This is a genomic window from Pseudomonas sp. GW821-FHT09E04 (assembly GCF_059416185.1).
In genome coordinates this window covers 233,623-252,016 of sequence record NZ_JBWKOR010000003.1, presented here as the reverse complement: position 1 = coordinate 252,016, position 18,394 = coordinate 233,623, and the positions used below count along the sequence as shown (strand labels likewise).

Below are 18,394 nucleotides of genomic sequence, written 5' to 3'. Positions count from 1 at the left end.
CTTTTCAGGGCAATAAAAAACGCCGCTCAATGAGCGGCGTTTTTGTGGGTGGGTAAAAAGCCCTTATGGGCGCAGATCAAACCGATCCAGGTCCATCACTTTCGCCCACGCGGCAACGAAGTCGTTGACGAACTGTTCCTTCGCATCGGAACTGGCATACACCTCCGCCAGTGCCCGCAGTACCGCGTTGGAACCGAACACCAGATCGACCCGGGTTGCCGTCCATTTCACGCCGCCGGTCTTGCGATCGCGACCTTCGAACTCATCCGCCGCTTTGGACGTTGGTTTCCACTCCACGCCCATGTCCAGCAGGTTACTGAAGAAGTCGTTGGTCAGGGTGCCGGGTTTGTCGGTGAACACCCCGTGCTTCGTCTTGCCGACGTTGGTGTCCAGCACGCGCAGGCCACCGACCAGTACCGTCAGTTCCGGCGCCGAAAGCGTCAGCAGTTGTGCCCTGTCGATCAGCAACGCTTCGGCCGGTACGCGGTAAGTGTTGGCGGCGTAGTTGCGGAAGCCGTCGGTGTGCGGTTCAAGGAAGCCGAACGACTCGACGTCGGTTTGCTCCTGAGTCGCATCGGTACGGCCGGGCGAGAAGGGCACCGTGACCGAATGGCCGGCGTTTTTCGCCGCCTGTTCGACCCCGGCATTGCCGGCCAGCACGATCAGGTCCGCCAGCGAGACTTTCTTGCCCGACGCCCCGGTGTTGAACTCGTTCTGAATGCTTTCGAGGGCTTTGAGCACCTTGTCCAGTTGTTCGGGTTGGTTGGCCTGCCAGAAGCGTTGCGGTGCCAGACGCAGACGTCCGCCGTTGGCGCCGCCGCGTTTGTCCGAACCACGGAAGGTGGACGCGGACGCCCAGGCGGTGGAGACCAGTTCCGAAACGGACAGCCCCGACGCCAGCACTTTGCCTTTCAGTGCCCTGATATCGCTGTCGTCGACCAGTGGATGGTTGGCCTCGGGGATCGGGTCTTGCCACAGCAACTCTTCCTGCGGCATTTCCGGGCCGAGATAGCGTGACAGCGGGCCCATATCGCGGTGGATCAGCTTGTACCAGGCGCGGGCGAAGGCGTCGGCCAGTTGATCGGGATTGGCCAGGAAGCGCCGTGAGATCTTCTCGTAGGCCGGGTCGAAGCGCAGGGCCAGGTCGGAGGTGAGCATGGTCGGGTCGATGCGCTTGTTCGGGTCATGAGCATGGGGAATGGTGCCGGCCCCGGCGCCGTTTTTCGGTTTCCACTGGTGGGCGCCGGCCGGGCTCTTGGTCAGTTCCCACTCGAAGCCGAACAGGTTTTCCAGGTAGTTGTTGCTCCATTGGGTCGGGGTGGTGGTCCAGGTCACTTCCAGGCCGCTGGTGATGGTGTCGCCACCCTTGCCGGTGCCGAAGGTGCTTTTCCAGCCCAGGCCTTGTTCTTCCAGGCCGGCGGCTTCCGGTTCCGGCCCGACGTTATCGGCAGGGCCGGCACCGTGGGTCTTGCCGAAGGCGTGACCGCCGGCGATCAGGGCGACGGTTTCTTCGTCGTTCATGGCCATGCGGGCGAAGGTTTCGCGGATGTCTCGGGCCGAGGCCACCGGATCGGGATTGCCCTCGGGGCCTTCCGGGTTCACGTAGATCAGGCCCATCTGCACGGCGGCGAGCGGGTTTTCCAGATTGCGTTCGCCCTGGTTGGTGCGGCTCTGTTCATGGCCGTGCTCGGCGGGTTCGGCGACGAGGGTGCCGTCGCCCGGATCCTGCATGGCTTCGGGGTGTTTGCCGTAACGGGTGTCACCGCCCAGCCATTTGTTTTCCGAACCCCAGTAGACGTCTTCGTCCGGCTCCCACACATCGGGCCGGCCGCCGGAGAAACCGAAGGTCTTGAAGCCCATGGATTCCAGCGCGACGTTACCGGTGAGGACGATCAGGTCGGCCCAGGAAATGTTGCGGCCATATTTCTGTTTGATCGGCCACAGCAGGCGCCGGGCCTTGTCGAGGCTGACGTTGTCCGGCCAGCTGTTGAGCGGGGCGAAGCGTTGCTGGCCGGAGCCGGCGCCGCCACGGCCGTCAGCGGTACGATAGGTGCCGGCGCTGTGCCAGGCCATGCGGATGAAGAGCGGGCCGTAGTGGCCGAAGTCGGCAGGCCACCAGTCCTGGGAGTCGGTCATCAGCGCCGTCAGGTCGCGTTTCAGGGCCTGGAAATCCAGGCTTTTGAAAGCCTTGGCGTAGTCGAAGTCCTGGCCCAGCGGATCGGAGGCGGGCGAGTGCTGACTCAGGATTTTCAGGTTCAGTTGATTCGGCCACCAATCGCGGTTCGTCGTGCCACCGCCGGCGGCGTGATTGAACGGGCATTTCGATTCATTTGCCATGTTCGGGTCCTTATCAGGTCTTCTGCGGCCGGCTCGTGCCGACTTCGGATTAGTAAGGCTAGACCCGACTGGGAATGTCAGCTAATAGGCCGACTATTGGTGCCTGATAGGCAAAGTCTTTTAACGGTTGCTTCGAGGGATTTGCTACTACGCTGATATCAGCAAGACGCAGCGCGGTTCGGGACACCCGACGTGATGACCAGGAGGTTCGCATGATGCTCTCTGCCCGTCCTTTGATTGGCCCACCGGGGATATTCCGGGTCTGGGTGGGTGCCTTTGGCGTAATCAATCCGCCGGTTCCCCGATTCACCATCGACGGTACGCCGGCTGCGACGGTGGGCCCGGCGGTTTTCTTCGAGGTGCGCGACAAACAGCGCCAGGCCGGTTCCGGCAACAGTCCAGCCAATCATCAGGGTGTCTTCGAGCTGCAATCGCCGGGGCCCGGGGATCATGTGGTGGTTGTCAGCCTGGCGGGAGAAACGTCGTCCGTTCGCTTGCGGGAGATGCCCGCCCAGGTGACTGAACCGTTTGCCGGCGGTTTCACAATGCTGCTGGCCTCCTGTTATTACCAGAAGAACGACAAAGGCGCGCTCGCCAGCCTGCAATCGCGCCTCAAATCGCGCCCGGACATGGTGTTGCTGGCCGGCGATCAGGTGTACCTGGATTTGCCGCTTCACGAAGACCTTCCGGGAAACGAACCGGCGCTCTCGCGGATGCTGGGCGACAAGTACGCTAAGCACTGGCTCTCGAGGGAAAAGCAGATCAACGGGCTGGACCCGCTGTTGCAACTGGCGCCCACGGCCTGCATTCCCGACGATCACGAATACTGGAACAACGCGCCGCATTTCTCGCCCTGGCTGCCTTGCACCTATACCGCGCAGAGCCGGCAGATGCTCGCCAGTGCCGGGCGCAATCTGTATGAGGACTTTCAACTGGGCGGTGACCCCGCATCCCATCAGGGCGCGCAGCGAATCGAGGTCGATCCGCTGCGCATGATTCTGCTCGACACCCGTTCGGATCGCGATCCGGGCGGGGCTTACGATGGCCGGTACGGTTTGATGAGCAAGGCCACCGAAGACGATCTGGTGCAGTGGCAAAACGACCTGCTGAACGATCACCGCGCCGGCAAACTGACCATTGGCGTACTGGCCGCCGGACAGACGCTGTTTTCCAAGGCGCCGCCCTGGTACTCCGAGTGGGCGGATTCGGATCTGCAGAGCTACGCGCAGTTCGGCATCATCCTTCGGGTGCTGCGCACGGTCTGCGAGGCGGGCATCCCGGTGGTGTTTCTCAGTGGCGATGTGCATTACAGCACCATCTCCAGGGCAACCTGGACCAAGACCGGACAGGAATGCCTGTTTGAAGTGGTCAGCTCGCCGGTTTGCCAGATCGATGGACCGCCGACCAAGGCCGACCCACCGGTTACGGATCTGGACGCCAAACGCTTCCAGACGAAATGGGTCGACCATTACTCAGGCAACGTCGTCCTGACGATCAACTTTTTGCGGGGAGGTGGCAGTGTCGACATGAACATCACCTTGTACCCGCTGGATGGCGGCCACCTGTCGCCTTGCGCTCTGGAGACGATTCGTCTCACCCCTCGGCATTGACCACGTTTTGCACAGGTTCGACTCAAGAGGTAAAAACCATGTTGAAAAATCGCAGTGGAAGCGGACGCAACCCGGAGATCGTCGAGCAGGAGCGCCGCCGGAGTGAGAGTAACGATGGATGGCTGGAGCGTGCGTTCAAGGACCTCGGCCAGCCGGATCTGAAGAAAACCACCTTGCTCGTGCTGGCCGGGGGCAAGGATCAACTGGCCACGCGGGTGCGCATTGCCCAGTCGGCCCTGCGTAATGACCGGTTGCCGTCTTATTGGTCCGACTGCTTTCTGCTCAAGATCAAGGATGACGGCTTGTCAGGCGCCAAGGTCTTTCACGTGCCTTTGATCCAGCCGGCCAGACCGTTCGCGACCGAGCGCAACGGTGTGGTGGAGGAGGATCTGGCGTTTCTGTCGAACAAGGACGAATGGCCGAATCTGGCGTTGCTGGCGTTTCCGGTCGATCAGCGCGACGTGGTGTCGAAGCTGAAAAGGTTCATGATCGATCGCAACAGCCTCGATGCCCTGGAGCACATTCTCAAATGGCTGGCGTATGCCTGGGGTGTTTCGCGAACCCCCAATCCGGTGCACGAAGACATGGGTTTCCCCTCGGCGTGCATGCTGGAGGTAGCGTTTTCCGCCGCTCAACTTGACCTGACGCCGGGCCTGGCTTCAAAGGTTTCCTGCCCCGAAGCGATCTGGAGCACGGCCTGTTACTGGCAGAAATACTACGAGCAGAGTCGCGGCGCGGTGCCCTTGGGACGGTACGTGATCGGGCACACCTACGACATCGATGACGGCAGACCGAAACGGGGGAAATGACCGGGCGCTCCTTTGGAAGACCCGTGCTTGAGCGGTTGTTGTAAGCATTGAGGCAAGAATCGTGATGGTCATTGGAAATGTTATTGTATAACATAAAAATGATTTCATCTGATCGATGTCACTGACCTGTCCGTGTGGCAGTGGCATCGATCCTTACTTTTCTGCCTTACGGAATTTAGAAATGCCTTCCCGTTTTCCCTCTTTCCAGCCAAGCCTGTTGGCGTCTGCGTTGCTGATCGCATTGCCCGCATTCGCCGCCGAACCCCTCGAACTGCAACCGCAAGTCATCACCGGCAATCCGCTGGGCAGCCAGAGCCTGGCTTCGCCCTCGACGGTGTTGAGCGGCGATGAGCTGACGCTGCAGCAGAAGGGCAGCCTGGGCGAAACCCTGAACAAACAGCCGGGCGTGTCGTCGTCCTACTTCGGGCCGGGCGCCAGTCGCCCGATCATTCGCGGGCAGGACGGCGACCGCATTCGCATTCTGCGCAACGGCGTCGGCGCGCTCGACGCCTCGTCGCTGTCCTACGACCACGCCGTGCCGCTGGACCCGGTCAACGTCGAACGCATCGAAATCGTCCGTGGCCCGGCCGCGTTGCTCTACGGCGGTAGCGCGATTGGCGGGGTGGTCAACACCTTCGACAACCGCATCCCGACCGAAGCCATCGACGGCATCCACGGCGCCGGCGAGCTGCGCTACGGCGGCGCCGACACCACCCGCAGCAGTGCGGGGAAACTCGAGGCCGGCAACGGCCAGTTCGCCTTGCACCTGGACGCCAGCGCCCGCGAGTTCAATGACCTGAAAATCCCCGGCTACGCCAAAAGCAGCCGCGAACGGGCGGGCGACGATGGCGATTCCAGCAAACATCGCCTGGCCAACAGCGACGGTCGTCAGGACGGCGGCGCGGTGGGCGGGTCTTACACTTGGGACGACGGTTATGCGGGGCTGTCGTACAGCAATTACGACTCCAATTACGGCTCACCGGCCGAAGACGACGTGCGGATTCGCATGCAGCAGGAGCACTACGCGTTCGCCTCGGAAATCCGCAACCTCGACGGCCCGTTCAGCTCGGTCAAGTTCGACGCCGGTTACACCGATTACCAGCACCGTGAAATTGAAGGCGGCGAGGTCGGCACCACGTTCAAGAACAAGGGCTACGAAGCGCGGGTCGAAGCCCGGCATCAGCCGTTGGGGCCGTTCAACGGGGTGATCGGCGCGCAGGTCAGTCGCAATGAATTCTCGGCGCTGGGCGAAGAAGCCTTCGTGCCGCAGACCGACACCAACGCCGGTGCACTGTTCGTTCTGGAAGAGCTGCAAGCCACGGATCGTCTGCTGTTCACCCTCGGCGGACGCCTGGAGCACACCACGGTCGACCCGGACGCCAAAGGCAACGAGCGTTTCGTCAATGCCGACCGCTCCAGCAGTTTCACCGCCGGCAGCCTGTCGTCCGGCGCGGTGTACACACTGACGCCGATCTGGTCGGTCGCCGCCACGCTGGGCTACACCGAACGGGCGCCGACGTTCTACGAGCTGTACGCCAACGGCGCCCACGTCGCGACCGGTACGTATGAAGTCGGGGATGCGGGCCTGTCGAAGGAAAAAGCCGTCTCCAGCGATCTGGCGCTGCGTTTTGACAATGGCACGCACAAGGGCAGCGTGGGCGTGTTCTACAGCCACTTCTCCAATTACATCGGCTTGCTCGGCACCGGCCGCACGCTCAATGACGAAGGGGAAGAGGACGCGGGCGGAATTCCCGAATACGCCTATTCCGGTGTCCGTGCGCGCTTCAGCGGTATCGAGGCCCAGGATCGCTGGCAGCTCGGCGAGAGCGCCTACGGCAAGTTCGCGCTGGAATTGTCGGGCGACTACACCCGCGCCAAGAACCTCGACAACGGTCAGGATCTGCCGCGCATTGCGCCGCTGCGGTTGAACACCGGTCTGCTCTGGGAGCTGGATCGCTGGCAGGCGCGGATCGATGTGGAGCACGCCAGCGCTCAGCATCGGGTGCCGGACAATGAAAGCAGCACCGATGGCTACACCACGCTGGGTGCGAATGTGGGGTATCACTTTGATGTCGGCCAGAGCAAATGGCTGGCCTTCGTCAATGCCGAGAACCTGACCAACCAGACTGTGCGCTACGCCAGCTCGATCCTGCGCGACATTGCGCCGGCAGAAGGGCGAAGCATTCAGGTCGGCCTGCGCACCACGTTCTGATCGTTCCCCGCGATCTTGCGCCAGCGTCCCGCGAATCGCGCGACGCTGGCGTCGACATCAGCTCGACTGAGCGGTGTCGTCTTCCGGGAGTTCCTCCCGCAGATCCTGTTGCCCCGGCAGCTCGGTGATCACGCTGAAGTCCGTGACCTCCACCGCCCCCAGCCCATAACCCAGCAAATGGAACGAGAAGGCCTTGCGCGGTTGCGGGTTGTCGAAGCTGAAATCCATTTCCAGCGGCTGCTCCGCCGTTGCGACCATTTCCGAAGGCAGGCCGAGTTGCACGTCCTGTTCGAACTCCTTGGCCTTGAGCTGGATGTACGCCGCCTGCTGCGGATCCATCGAGCGCACGGTCAGACGCACGCGGGTGTGCGAGCCCTTGGGCATTTCCAGGTATTGCGCGCCGATCAGGTTGTCGGCCCAGTCATCCTTGATCTGCGCTTGCAGCGGGATGATGTTGTCGCTGCCAAACTGATAGCGCTGGTTCAGCGGGGTGCGCAGCAGCGACAGGTCCAGCGCATCGGCGCGGGCCGCAATCTGACGGGCATTCTGGCCGCTGGCATTGCCCTTGAATGTCGCGCTTTCGGCGATGAAACCTTCGCTGGCGTAAGCGCGGCAACGTCGCGGCATGTCGCATTCGGTCAGGATGCCGTGGCCGTCGTGGTAGCGCAGCTTGCCGTTGGTGAACGACATGATTTCGCGACCGGTGTCGTAGTCGCGAAACAGCGAGCGGCCACTGAGTGCTGCCGGGACCGGCAGATCAAAGTAATCGAGGATCGATGCGCTCAAATCGACATGCCCGTAGACCCCGGCGTTCAGGTGCGGCAACTGGGCCTGCTCCGGTGCCAGGGTCAGGTTGAATCCCCAGGACGACGCCAGGCGCACGCCATCGATGCCATGGGATTCGTCCGACGTGATCACCACCAGCGTGTCTTTCAGCACGCCCTGACGTTCGAGGCCGCTGAGGAACTGGTCCAGGGCGTCGTCCAGATAGCCGACGGCTGCCTGCTTCTGCGTGTCGTAGCGTTGCAGGTATTCATCCGGCGCGGAGTAGGGCTGATGGGTGCCGACGGTCAGCAGGGTCAGCATCCATGGTTTTTTCTGTTTCTTCAGTTGGCCGACGTAACCCAGCGCGCCCTCGAAGAAGGCCTTGTCGTCCTTGCCCCAGGGGAATTCCAGGTAGTTGGCGTTGGTGAACCACTCAAGGCCATGGGTCGCATCGAAGCCGATGTGCGGCATGATCTTGTCTTTGGCCATGAAGCGCAGGCCGGCGCCTTGCAGGTAGTGAGTGCTGAAGCCGTTCTGGCGCAACTGAGCCGGCAGGCAGGCCTGGTTGCGTTCGTTCTGGGTCAGCATTTCCACGCCTTTGGGCGTGCCGTTGTTCAGCTTGTCGTAATCGCCGCAGAGCATGGCGTACAAGCCGCGAATGGTCTGGTGCGTGTGCAGCACGTAGTCCGGCGTGTTCATGCCGCGCTCGGCCCAGCGGCTGAGCTTGGGCATCAGGTCTTCCTGATAATGGCTGCCGATGGCCTCGCGATTGGCGCGGATGTAGGCGCCGGGAATGCCCTCGACGGTGACGATCAGGACATTGCGCGCCTGACCTTTGGCTGCCAGTAACGAGTGACCATTCAGGTCGAGGTCGGTGAGTCCGGCCATCGAGGGCGCTGGTGCTTCGCTGCCACCTTCCAGCCATTCCTCGGCCTGCATTTGTGCGTCGGCGACCTGCGCGGCGAGCAACTGATGCGGCAGGTTGTACAGGCGCCATGGGTCGGCGTCGCTCGGCGAAAGGTTTTGTGCGCCCCAATGGGCGGCGAACAGCAACACCGGTGCCGTCCACGCCGCGCGGGGCAGGGCCGGGGCGGGAGTCGCGCGGTTTGCCCACTGCGTCGCCAGCCACAGCAGCAGGGCCAGCAGCAATGTGCCGGCCACCGCCGGATGGGCAAAACCGCCGCCGGTGGAGTTCTCCACGAATTGCGGGTCGATCAGGTAATGCAGGTCCTGGGGATTGGGCAGGCGCCCGACCGCGCTGACCAGTTCAGCTGTCGCCACCGCCAGCAAGCCCCAGAACACCAGCACCGGCAACCCCAGCCACCACGGCCGGCGATGCAGCAGGACCACCAGCAGGCTGCCGATGGCCAGGTCGGAAAGATAGCCGAACAGGCTCGACCAGCCGAGTGCCGCACGCAGGCACACCGGTACGATCAGTACCAGAAAAACCAGAGAGAGAAGACGGGCGTCGGGGTGCCGAAGCCGTTGAAAAAGAGCGCTCACAAAAAAGACCTTCCAGCCATCAAACCGTCATAAAAGTGTGCGCGATGATACCAAGGGTGGGCTGTCTGATCGCCCTTTTAAACGCGAAGCTGATCCGCTGTCGAACGGCTGTGCGATCACGGCGAAATGCCTGAGGCCCAGACCTGCGTTCATGTCAGGGGTGGCGGAAGGCTTTTTCCGGCGTACCGGAGCAGGGGATTAATTGTTTCAGGCTGTTTATTACGCCTTTGATCCCTTTCAGCTGCATTTGCGAAACGTTGCGATTTACAATGCCCGACCTCTGATGGAGACCAGCCTCCGTGGATGTCCTCACGCAACTCAACGCTTATCTGCACCGACTGCTGATTGAACCGGTCGCCGAGCAGTTCTTCAGCCTGTTCGATCTGAACGGTCGCATTGGCGTGGCGTTTATCTTCACGTCCTATTGCGTGGCCTATGGTCTGTTCCGCTACAGAAAATCCCGAGGCCTGACCGAGGCCCCCACCTTCTGGCAGTTCCTTGGCGGCGGTCGCGTGCATGGGCATCGCTCGGCGTGGCTGGATTATCGCTACTACTTCATCAAGGGCATTCTGCGGGTCGCGCTGGTGTTGCCGGTCGTGGCGCTGGTCGATCCGCATATCCTGCGCTCAGGCGACTACGTGCAGTTTTTCACCCGACTCTGGGGCGCCCGCGAGCAGGTCTCGGATCATCCGTCGATCGCGTTGTTGTACGGCCTCGGCGTATTTGTGTTCAGGGACTTCCTGCACTACTGGATTCACCGCGCCTTTCATTCCCGTTTTCTGTGGGAATTTCATAAGGTCCATCATTCGGCACCGGTGCTGGTGCCGGCCACCGCCAGCCGCATTCACATCGTCGAATCGATCTTCGAACGAGTCGTCATCACCGCCGGCCTTGGCGCTTTTGCCGGCGTGGTCTGGTATGCCTGTGGCGGGGAGGTCAGCCGCTACACGCTATTCGGCGTAACGTGGCTGGCACTGATCATCAACAGCCTGGGGGCCAATCTGCGGCACAGCCATGTCTGGCTGTCGTTCGGGCCGAAGGTCGAACACGTGCTCAACAGCCCAGCCCAGCACCAGATCCACCACAGCGACGCACCGCGACATTTCAACAAGAACTTCGCGATCAACCTGTCGCTGTGGGACTGGATGTTCGGCACGTTGTACGTCACCACTTCAAAACCCGAAGTCTTGCGCTTCGGCACGGGCGAGCAAGACCGCACACGTTATCTGACGGTGTACAGCCTGATCGTCACGCCGTTTGTGGACACCGCGAAACGCTTGTCGTCGAACGCCGACGGGCTCAGAACCTGGTTCAACCAGCGTACGCCATGAGGGCTTCGCCGAAGGCCTGCGGGGTCGGGCTTTGCGGCCAGCTTGGCAGCCCCTCGGGCAGCGTCAGCCAAGGTTGTTTGTGACTGACCCAGATGTGTGCCATCGGTTGCAGTGAGCGGCTTTCATCGAGCGTGCCGGCGCGCAGAACGCTCATCCCCGGTGCGGCCGTGGTGGTGTTGCACAGACGCGTATGGCAGACACTGCACAGCTGATGTTCGGCGTGTTGCCCATTGAGATCGTAGGCATAAGTGGCCAACGGTCCGGTCAGCGTCAGGGCGTCGGTGGGCAGCAGGGCATGCAGTGCAAAGGCACTGCCGCTCCAGGTCTGGCAATCCGTGCAATGGCAGGCGTAGATGGCCGGCGGCACTTCGGTGTTCAACTGATAACGGACGGCACTGCAGCGACATTGGCCGGTGAGTGTCATGGGCAAGGCTCCTTCAACTGCGGGTTCGATGCCGGGCGCAAGGCCCGTGCGGTATGCTCGCGCAGCATGCCGCAGACCCCGGTGAATGAACATCGGCCAAAACTGCCCAACCGCTCACAGGAAATGTATGAACGCTCCACAACTTCATTGGGAAACCCAGCGCGCCTTTCTCGCGGTACTGCGCACCGGCAGTCTGTCGGGCGCCGCGCGCTTGCTGGGCATTGCCCAGGCCACGGCACGCCGGCGGATCGAGGCGCTGGAGCAGAGTGTCGGCGTCAGCCTGTTCATTCGATCACCCTTGGGGCTGTTGCCGACCGAGACTGCCAGGGAGTTGATCGGTCACGTCGAAGCCATGGCCCTGGCCGCCAATGCTTTCAACCGGGCCGCTTCCGCTGACGTGGCGCAAACCAGCGGCACCGTGCGCCTGACCTCCGGCAAGCTGTTGGGCGTCGAGATCCTGCCGCCGATGTTGCGCCGCCTGCGTCAGCAACACCCGCAATTGGCGCTGGAATTGAACGTGTCGAATCGTCTGCAAACCCTCTCACAGCAGGAGGCCGACGTAGCCGTGCGCATCCGCCGTCCGACCGAAGCTTCGGTGGTGGCGCGCAAGGTCGGCGATCTGCACGTGGGCCTCTACGCCACACCCGAATTGCTGGCGGAGCAGGGCGTGCCTGAAACGGTTGAGGACTTGCGCCGGTTTCCGCTGATCGGCCCGGATCGTCATGGGGGCGAGATCGAGTTTCTATGTGCGCGCGGCTTCGATTGCTCGGCAGAGCACACGGCCATCCGCACCGATGATCATCTGGCGCAATGGGCGGCGTTGCGCGCGGGTCTGGGGATTGGCGTGAGTTTTCGGCAACTGGCCCAGCGACATGGACTGGTGCGAGTCCTGCCCGGTCAGGTGGACTTTTCGGTGGATGTGTGGATTGCAATGCATCAGGACATGCGCCGGGTGCAACGGGTTTCAGCGGTGTTCGATGGCTTGGGAGCGGACTTGCAGGCTTTTCTGGAGGCCTGATTTTCAGATGATATCAATATGCGATAACGGTATTTAAATTTCGTTTTTTATAGCGATACAGTCCCGCCTCACAGATTTCCCAGAAAATCACTGCGAGGTTGTCATGGCCCTACCGTTCAAACGTTCTGCACTGACGCTGCTGACGGCTTCGTTGGCTGGCGCTCTGCTCGGCAACACTGCTCAAGCCGAAGGCAAGATCAGCATCGCCCAGCAATTCGGTATCGGTTATCTGATTCTGGATGTGGTGCGCGATCAGCACCTGATCGAGAAGCACGGCAAGGCTCAGGGGCTGGACATCAAGGTCGACTGGAACAGCATTTCCGGCGCTACCGCCATGAACGAAGCGCTGCTGACCGGATCGCTGGACGTGGTCTCGGCCGGCGTGCCACCGATGCTCACTGTGTGGGATCGCACCAAGGGTAAACAGAACGTCAAGGCCATCGCTTCGCTGGGCTCGATGCCCAACTACCTGCTGACCAATAACCCGAACGTGAAAACCCTCAAGGACTTCAGCGACAAGGATCGCATCGCCGTGCCGGCGGCGGGCGTGGGTTTCCAGTCCCGCACGCTGCAGATCGAAACGGCCAAAGAATTCGGTAATGACCAATACAAGAAATTCGACGACATCTCCGTCAGCCTGCCGCACCCGGATGCCACGGCCGCGTTGATCGCCGGCGGCTCGGAAATCAACGCACATTTCTCCAGTCCGCCATTCCAGTACCAGGCGTTGCAGAATCCCAACGTGCATAAAGTGCTGAGTTCCTACGATGTGCTCGGCGGCCAGGCCACCTTCAACGTGCTGTACACCACGGAAAAATTCCACGACGAAAACCCGAAAACCTACAGGGCGTTCTACGACGCACTGGTCGAGGCCGAGCAGATCATCAAGGCCGACAAGCCTGCGGCCGCACAAGCTTACATTCGTGTTGAACAGTCGAAGTTGCCGTTGGCGCTGGTGGAGAAAATCGTTACCGATCCGGAAATCGATTTCACCGTGGTACCGCAACGCACCTACATATATGCAGAGAAATTGCAGGAGCTGGGTGTGCTGAAAAACAAGGCGGACAGCTGGAAGGATTATTTCTTTGAAGAGGCGCATGGCGGGGCGGGGAGTTGAACAGTCGTCATTTGTGAACAGTCCGCCCGGCAGCCTGTGCTGACGGGCGGACTTTTCGTATCAACTCACCGAGTCATCAAAGATGCTCTCAATCGGCATCTCGAACGCCCGGGCAATCTGGAACGCCAAAGGCAGGCTCGGGTCGTAGCGTTCGTTTTCAATCGCATTGATGGTCTGGCGCGAAACGTTCAGACGTTCGGCCAGATCCACCTGTGACCATTTGCGCTCGGCGCGCAGTTCCTTGAGGCGGTTCTTCATTGGTAGCGGCGCCGGGCGATGCGCAGGCCGATCATCCACATCGCGCCCATCACCGGCCAGACCCACAACCACGGGATATGCGGGGCGCCCACCGTTTCCAGAAAACCGTAAGTGAAGGTCAGTAGGGCCGATGCGGCGAATGCAAAGCCGAGGGCTTCGAACTGGATACGCAGGTACATTTCGTCGAGACGTCGCATGTCGCGTACGACCGTCCAGCAGAACAAGCCGACCGGAATCATGGGTATCAGCACAATGACGCCGCGCAGGTAAGCGTTGGCATGCGCCAGATAAATCAGCGCGGATTGCGATGCCAGCAGCACCACTGCGTACAGGACCATTGCAGCGGTCATCTCTCGGTTGAATCGGTTCATGTCCAAACTCCTATGTAAAAGACGCTTTACATAGTCGCTTAAGATATTTCCGATGTAAAGCATGCTTTCCATAAGGGTCGTGCCCGATCACTTCTCTGCATTCATTGGCCGGATAACGAAGGCGGTTGCCCGCACGTCCGTTGCCCGGGTGAGCAATAAACCCGCGTCTATAGTGAGAGGGCTGTGTGAAACGGGTTGGCGCACCTCAAGGCTGCGACGGGAGGCGCCGAGTGAACAATCTGCTGTTATTCATTCAGGAGATCGCCATGAGCCAGATCGAAAAAGTCCTCTACACCGCAAAGACCCACACCACCGGCGGACGTGACGGAGCGTCGCGCAGTTCCGACGGGATTCTCGATGTCAAATTGTCGTCCCCCGGCACCAACGGCGGAGGGACCAATCCGGAACAACTGTTCGCTGCCGGCTGGTCGGCGTGCTTCATCGGCGCGATGAAAGCGGTGGCGGGGCAACAGAAAATCAGCCTGCCAGCGGACCTGGCGGTGGATGCCGAAGTAGACCTGGGCACCAACTCGGGAGGGTATCTGTTGCAGGCACGTCTCAATGTGAGCCTGCCGGGCATGGAACGCGGCGCGGCGCAGCAACTGGTGGATGCGGCGCATCAGGTGTGCCCGTACTCCAAGGCCACGCGCAACAATATCGAAGTCGAGTTGAAACTGGTCTGACATCCAGATGCAAACGGGGCGGCATGATCGTCGATCATGCCGCCCCGTTTGTTTTTGAAGCCGTAAAACTGTCAGTCAGCGATCAATGCATCTTGCTGTGATCGTGGCCTTCCATGTTGGTCAGCGAGCGCACCGGCGCCTGGACTTCGATGGCTTGTTTCTCGCCCTTGGCGTTTTCGACGGTCAGGGTCAGCGGCACGTTGTCGCCTTCCTTCAGTTGACCGTTCAGGCCCATCAGCATCACGTGGTAGCCGTTCGGATCGAACTTCACAGCCTTGCCGGCCGGCAGGTCGACCGAGTTGACCGGGCCCATGCTCATCACGTCGTTCTTCATGGTCATTTCGTGAATCTGCACATCCTTGGCCACCGGCGATGCAACGCTGAGCAGCTTGCTGTCGCTGTCGGCGGTGACGGTCATGAACGCGCCGCTGGCCGACTGGTTTGGCACGGTTGCACGGACCCAGGCGTCATCGACCTTGGTCTGCGCCGAAACCTGGAAAGCCAGGCCCAGCAGGGACAGGCCCAGTGCGGCACGTTTGATGTTGTTCAGAAAAGGGTTCATCAGCAGACCTCCATGACGGTAAGCAAGTCTTCCGTACACTCTTGTGCAGAAAGCGATTGGGACAGACCCACGCGCAGGTTGCCGCGGGTGTCGTAGACATAACTGGTAGACGTGTGCGACAGGGTGTAGGTGTCGCCGGCAGGGACTTTTTCGTAGAAGACGTCGAATTCCTTGGCGGTGGCCTTGGTTTCCTCAAGGGTGCCGTACAGGGCGACGAAGCTCGGGTCGAAGGTCTTGACGTAGGCGTCGAGGATTTGCGGTGTGTCGCGTTCCGGATCGAGGGTGATGAACACCACTTGCAGGATGTCGCCATCCTTGCCCATCAGCTTCTTGATTTTTGCCGCGCGGGCCAGGGTCGTCGGGCAGACGGCCGGGCACTGGGTGAAGCCGAAGAAGATCATCGGCATCAGGCCGCGAAAGCTCGACAGCGATACGGTGTTGCCTTCGGTGTCCTTGAGCTTGAAGGTGCGTCCGAGGATCTTGTCGCTCAGATCCTTGCCGTACTTGTACGACAGTTGGCCGCGGGTGTCGCAGCCGGCGAGCAGGCCCAGACCGAGCACGCCCATTCCCGCAAGCACCTTGCGGCGAGTCAACAAAGCCGTCATCTAATACCGCCTTTTGCAGCCCGCCGGTCAGCAAGACAGGCGGGGGGTTAACCGTAAAAGCGGCGCATGATACCAAAATGAACCGCCCGGTCGGTTTTTGATCACCAACCAATGTCGGATCGGGCGACAAAAGGTGTAAGAAAACATGACCTGCGGTTATTGCGGCGACGGCTCAACCGGGCTCCAGCCACCGCCCAGCGCGGTGTACAGGTTCACTTGCGCCACCAGTTGCGCCAATCGGTCAGTGATCAGGCCCTGCTGGGAGCTGAACAGCGAACGCTGGGCGTCGAGGAATGTCAGGCTGCTGTCGACGCCGGTCTGATAGCGGTGCTGCGCCATGTCGTAATAGTCCTGGGTCGCCTGCACCAGATCACGCTGGGCCTGGAGTTGTTGCTGGTAGGTCTGGCGCGCCGCCAGTCCGTCGGACACTTCCTGGAAGGCGGTCTGAATGGTCTTTTCGTACTCGGCGACGCTGATGTCCTTCTGCAATTTCGCGTAATCCAGACTGGCGCGCAGGCTGCCGGCATTGAAGATCGGCAGGTTGATCTGCGGCTGGAACGTCCAGGCGCCGGAACCGCCCTTGAACAGCCCCGACAGGTCGCGACTGGAAGTGCCGGCGTTGGCGGTCAGGCTGACACTGGGAAAGAACGCCGCCCGGGCCGCGCCGATATTGGCATTGGCCGCCTTGAGCTTGTATTCGGCCTGGAGAATGTCCGGCCGGCGCTGCAGCAGATCCGACGGCAATCCGGCCGGCACTTGCGCCACCAGATCACTGTCCAGCGGACGTGCCGGCAGAGTTTCAGGAACCGGCGCGCCGACCAGCAGTGTCAGGCTGTTCAAGTCCTGGGCGACCTGGCGTTGATAGCGGGCGAGGCTGGCGCGGGTGCTGTCGACGCTGGTCTGCGCCTGGATCTGATCCAGCGCCGAGGACTTGCCGGCCTCGCGGTTGCGCGTGGTCAGACGCAGGCTTTTCTCGTCGGCAGCGAGGGTTTCTCGGGCCAGGGCCAGCAACTCCTGGTCGGCGCGCCAGGTCAGGTAGGCGTTGGCGACATTCGCCACCAGGCTCAGTTGCGCACTGCGCCGGGCTTCTTCGGTGGCCAGCCAGCTCATCAACGCCTGATCGCTGAGGCTGCGCACCCGGCCGAAGAAATCCAGTTCGTAGGCGCTGATGCCAAGGTTGGCGGAGTAGGTCGACGTGATCGCCGCTTTGGTTTTGGTCACGCTCGCCGGCACCCGCTGGCGCAGTTCGTTGGCATTGGCCGAGACCGCCGGCAGCAGATCGGCGCGCTGAATGCGGTACTTCGCCTGGAACGCCTCGACGTTCAGCGCGGCGACCCGCAAGTCGCGGTTATTGATCAGCGCGCTCTCAATCAACTGTTGCAACGCCGGGTCATTGAACAGTCCGCGCCAGTCCTCGACCGCGCTGGTGGCCTGGGTTGGCGCAGGGTAGGCGGGGCCTTTCGGATACTGCGCCGCACTGGGCGACGCGGGCTGCTGGTAGTCGGGAATCAGCGAGCAACCGCCCATCAGCAACGCCATGGACAGCAGGGAGATCGGCAACCTGGACATCAAACAGCCTCGTTCACGAATGAGAGCGGGCGCCGGGCGCCCATGATGAGAGAAACGCCGGATCAGGCCCCGGCCATCCATTTCGCCAGACCGTGACGACCACTGACCCCGAGCTTGGCGGCCGCGCGCTTGAGGTAGGTCTCGACCGAGCTGTTCTTGACCCGCAACCGCTCGGCCATCTGCGGCACGGTGCCGCCGGTCAGCAAGCCCAGGCAGACTTCCTTCTCGCGCACTGACAGGGTGATGTCGCCCAGCGCCAGGCGTTCGTCGAACACCTGTTGCAACGGTGTCTGCTCCTGATCGGCCTGGAGCGGGCGCGGTTGTCGGGCGACGATTTGCCGACGGATCTGCGCGTGACGCTCGATCAACGGCAGCAGGGTGTCGGACAGGCTTTTGAGAAACGACAGTTCCGGCAGGGAAAACACCCGGTGCGTGTGAGGGCGACAGAACGAGATGACACAGCGGCGGTTGGAGGTGCGTGACACCAGATTGCACTGATGGACGCTGCGGTGCGGGTGTCGTTGCTGCAGCGAAGCTTTGAGTTGAATCAGCAGCGAGTCATTCATCTCGATCATCTTCTGCAACAGCGGATGATCGTCCTGGCATTGCAGGGGATCCGGGGGCGGGAAGGTATCCGGCAAACCGGCGCTGCCCAATGCCTTGATCTCGACCACGCTGGCCTCGCGCTCGTCGAGTGTCCATTCGCTGAGATCCACCCGGTTGACCGGCACCAGGGTGTCGACCAACTGAAACATGTTCGTGGCGAAACGCTCGTTCCCCGTGCTGGCGATCAACTCGCCCAGCTGCCAATAGAAGTGCGGGTTGTCCATGTTGCGAAGACTGCCGGTCAGATTCATATCCTTGTCATCCTTGATTTAAAGCCATTGCCGAATCGTCTGCCGTGCATGCACCTGTGAAGCCGCCACCCAATCATTTCTCCTTGAAATCGATCTGGAGCGGGATTTAAGCCTATGCATTTGTCCTACGTCTGTAGGGGAAAACGGGGACACAAAGTGCCACTATTTCCGGATTAATGGCGCCACGTTTCTGTCAGTCCTAGGGTGACAAGCCTGTAGGACGTGACTGTACGGTCTAGTGGAAACCCCGAAAACCGGGGTTCAGAGCGCCGTTTCCCACCATTGCGAAGTCGTAGTCAGCGCAGGTGGATGGCGATTGTCCTACAGGATTTTCAGTCATTTCTTTCCGAACTTTTGGTGGGA

At 61.3% G+C, this 18,394-nt stretch carries 16 protein-coding genes; 7 read left to right on the top strand and 9 right to left on the bottom strand.

The window, feature by feature from the left end:
- Nucleotides 1-63: 63 nt before the first annotated feature.
- Complete coding sequence (katG, locus tag AC07N4_RS12220; RefSeq protein ID WP_493066143.1) at nt 64-2,337, bottom strand: catalase/peroxidase HPI; 2,274 nt, start codon at nt 2,335-2,337, stop codon at nt 64-66.
- Between the two features lie 212 nt (nt 2,338-2,549).
- On the opposite strand from katG, the gene AC07N4_RS12215 reads away from it, so the two are divergent.
- From AC07N4_RS12215 to AC07N4_RS12205, 3 genes are all read left to right on the top strand, one after another.
- Nucleotides 2,550-3,947, top strand: a complete 1,398-nt coding sequence (locus AC07N4_RS12215; protein ID WP_493066144.1) for an alkaline phosphatase D family protein — start codon at nt 2,550-2,552, stop codon at nt 3,945-3,947.
- 38 nt (nt 3,948-3,985) lie between these two features.
- Entirely contained in the window at nt 3,986-4,756 is a 771-nt protein-coding gene (locus AC07N4_RS12210; protein WP_096820550.1) for a hypothetical protein, read from the top strand.
- A 181-nt stretch (nt 4,757-4,937) separates the two neighbouring features.
- Nucleotides 4,938-6,968, top strand: a complete 2,031-nt coding sequence (locus tag AC07N4_RS12205) for a TonB-dependent receptor (protein WP_493066145.1) — start codon at nt 4,938-4,940, stop codon at nt 6,966-6,968.
- A 57-nt stretch (nt 6,969-7,025) separates the two neighbouring features.
- On the opposite strand, the gene AC07N4_RS12200 is transcribed toward AC07N4_RS12205, so the two are convergent.
- Nucleotides 7,026-9,236, bottom strand: coding sequence for an LTA synthase family protein (locus AC07N4_RS12200; RefSeq protein WP_493066146.1), 2,211 nt, complete (start codon nt 9,234-9,236; stop codon nt 7,026-7,028).
- Nucleotides 9,237-9,535: 299 nt separating this feature from the next.
- Between AC07N4_RS12200 and AC07N4_RS12195 the strand changes: the two genes are divergently transcribed.
- Nucleotides 9,536-10,567: a sterol desaturase family protein gene (locus tag AC07N4_RS12195; RefSeq protein WP_102621875.1), complete on the top strand. Its 1,032-nt coding sequence runs from the start codon at nt 9,536-9,538 to the stop codon at nt 10,565-10,567.
- Here AC07N4_RS12195 and AC07N4_RS12190 read toward each other — a convergent pair.
- Nucleotides 10,548-10,991, bottom strand: a complete 444-nt coding sequence (locus AC07N4_RS12190) for a GFA family protein (RefSeq protein WP_102621874.1) — start codon at nt 10,989-10,991, stop codon at nt 10,548-10,550. The two genes, AC07N4_RS12195 and AC07N4_RS12190, sit on opposite strands and share 20 nt — an antisense overlap.
- A gap of 127 nt (nt 10,992-11,118) precedes the next feature.
- Here AC07N4_RS12190 and AC07N4_RS12185 point away from each other — a divergent pair, with 127 nt between their 5' ends.
- Together AC07N4_RS12185 and AC07N4_RS12180 are read left to right on the top strand one after the other, a co-directional pair.
- The gene (locus AC07N4_RS12185; RefSeq protein ID WP_493066147.1) at nt 11,119-12,009 is read left to right on the top strand and encodes a LysR family transcriptional regulator; all 891 of its coding nucleotides are present in this window, start codon (nt 11,119-11,121) and stop codon (nt 12,007-12,009) included.
- A 103-nt stretch (nt 12,010-12,112) separates the two neighbouring features.
- Nucleotides 12,113-13,126 (top strand): ABC transporter substrate-binding protein, encoded by a 1,014-nt coding sequence (locus AC07N4_RS12180; protein WP_493066148.1) that lies wholly within the window; start codon nt 12,113-12,115, stop codon nt 13,124-13,126.
- A 60-nt stretch (nt 13,127-13,186) separates the two neighbouring features.
- Here AC07N4_RS12180 and AC07N4_RS12175 read toward each other — a convergent pair whose 3' ends face one another.
- Both AC07N4_RS12175 and AC07N4_RS12170 read right to left on the bottom strand, forming a co-directional pair.
- A complete protein-coding gene (locus AC07N4_RS12175; protein WP_096820557.1) occupies nt 13,187-13,384 on the bottom strand; it encodes a helix-turn-helix transcriptional regulator in 198 nt (65 codons plus the stop codon).
- Nucleotides 13,381-13,755, bottom strand: coding sequence for a hypothetical protein (locus tag AC07N4_RS12170; RefSeq protein WP_493066149.1), 375 nt, complete (start codon nt 13,753-13,755; stop codon nt 13,381-13,383). The genes AC07N4_RS12175 and AC07N4_RS12170 overlap by 4 nt, the downstream gene beginning before the upstream one ends.
- 266 nt (nt 13,756-14,021) lie before the next feature.
- Here AC07N4_RS12170 and AC07N4_RS12165 point away from each other — a divergent pair, with 266 nt between their 5' ends.
- Nucleotides 14,022-14,438: an organic hydroperoxide resistance protein gene (locus tag AC07N4_RS12165; RefSeq protein WP_085733053.1), complete on the top strand. Its 417-nt coding sequence runs from the start codon at nt 14,022-14,024 to the stop codon at nt 14,436-14,438.
- A gap of 82 nt (nt 14,439-14,520) precedes the next feature.
- On the opposite strand, the gene AC07N4_RS12160 is transcribed toward AC07N4_RS12165, so the two are convergent.
- The 4 genes from AC07N4_RS12160 to AC07N4_RS12145 form a co-directional block, all read right to left on the bottom strand.
- Nucleotides 14,521-15,000, bottom strand: a complete 480-nt coding sequence (locus tag AC07N4_RS12160) for a copper chaperone PCu(A)C (protein WP_096820559.1) — start codon at nt 14,998-15,000, stop codon at nt 14,521-14,523.
- A complete protein-coding gene (locus tag AC07N4_RS12155; RefSeq protein ID WP_096820560.1) occupies nt 15,000-15,605 on the bottom strand; it encodes an SCO family protein in 606 nt (201 codons plus the stop codon). Before AC07N4_RS12155 ends, AC07N4_RS12160 begins: the two co-directional genes overlap by 1 nt.
- Nucleotides 15,606-15,761: 156 nt before the next feature.
- Nucleotides 15,762-17,174, bottom strand: a complete 1,413-nt coding sequence (locus AC07N4_RS12150; RefSeq protein ID WP_493066150.1) for an efflux transporter outer membrane subunit — start codon at nt 17,172-17,174, stop codon at nt 15,762-15,764.
- A gap of 62 nt (nt 17,175-17,236) precedes the next feature.
- Entirely contained in the window at nt 17,237-18,031 is a 795-nt protein-coding gene (locus AC07N4_RS12145; protein ID WP_096820562.1) for a helix-turn-helix transcriptional regulator, read from the bottom strand.
- Nucleotides 18,032-18,394: the final 363 nt, after the last annotated feature.

Bases quoted from the DNA above. Each gene is read 5' to 3' on its own strand.
- AC07N4_RS12215 (WP_493066144.1), top strand. From the start codon at position 2,550: ATGATGCTCTCTGCCCGTCCTTTGATTGGCCCACCGGGGATATTCCGG.
- AC07N4_RS12185 (WP_493066147.1), top strand. From the start codon at position 11,119: ATGAACGCTCCACAACTTCATTGGGAAACCCAGCGCGCCTTTCTCGCG.
- AC07N4_RS12210 (WP_096820550.1), top strand. From the start codon at position 3,986: ATGTTGAAAAATCGCAGTGGAAGCGGACGCAACCCGGAGATCGTCGAG.
- AC07N4_RS12145 (WP_096820562.1), bottom strand. From the start codon at position 18,031: ATGAATCTGACCGGCAGTCTTCGCAACATGGACAACCCGCACTTCTAT.
- AC07N4_RS12190 (WP_102621874.1), bottom strand. From the start codon at position 10,991: ATGACACTCACCGGCCAATGTCGCTGCAGTGCCGTCCGTTATCAGTTG.
- AC07N4_RS12165 (WP_085733053.1), top strand. From the start codon at position 14,022: ATGAGCCAGATCGAAAAAGTCCTCTACACCGCAAAGACCCACACCACC.
- AC07N4_RS12175 (WP_096820557.1), bottom strand. From the start codon at position 13,384: ATGAAGAACCGCCTCAAGGAACTGCGCGCCGAGCGCAAATGGTCACAG.
- AC07N4_RS12160 (WP_096820559.1), bottom strand. From the start codon at position 15,000: ATGAACCCTTTTCTGAACAACATCAAACGTGCCGCACTGGGCCTGTCC.
- AC07N4_RS12180 (WP_493066148.1), top strand. From the start codon at position 12,113: ATGGCCCTACCGTTCAAACGTTCTGCACTGACGCTGCTGACGGCTTCG.
- AC07N4_RS12150 (WP_493066150.1), bottom strand. From the start codon at position 17,174: ATGTCCAGGTTGCCGATCTCCCTGCTGTCCATGGCGTTGCTGATGGGC.
- AC07N4_RS12205 (WP_493066145.1), top strand. From the start codon at position 4,938: ATGCCTTCCCGTTTTCCCTCTTTCCAGCCAAGCCTGTTGGCGTCTGCG.
- AC07N4_RS12155 (WP_096820560.1), bottom strand. From the start codon at position 15,605: ATGACGGCTTTGTTGACTCGCCGCAAGGTGCTTGCGGGAATGGGCGTG.
- AC07N4_RS12170 (WP_493066149.1), bottom strand. From the start codon at position 13,755: ATGAACCGATTCAACCGAGAGATGACCGCTGCAATGGTCCTGTACGCA.
- katG (WP_493066143.1), bottom strand. From the start codon at position 2,337: ATGGCAAATGAATCGAAATGCCCGTTCAATCACGCCGCCGGCGGTGGC.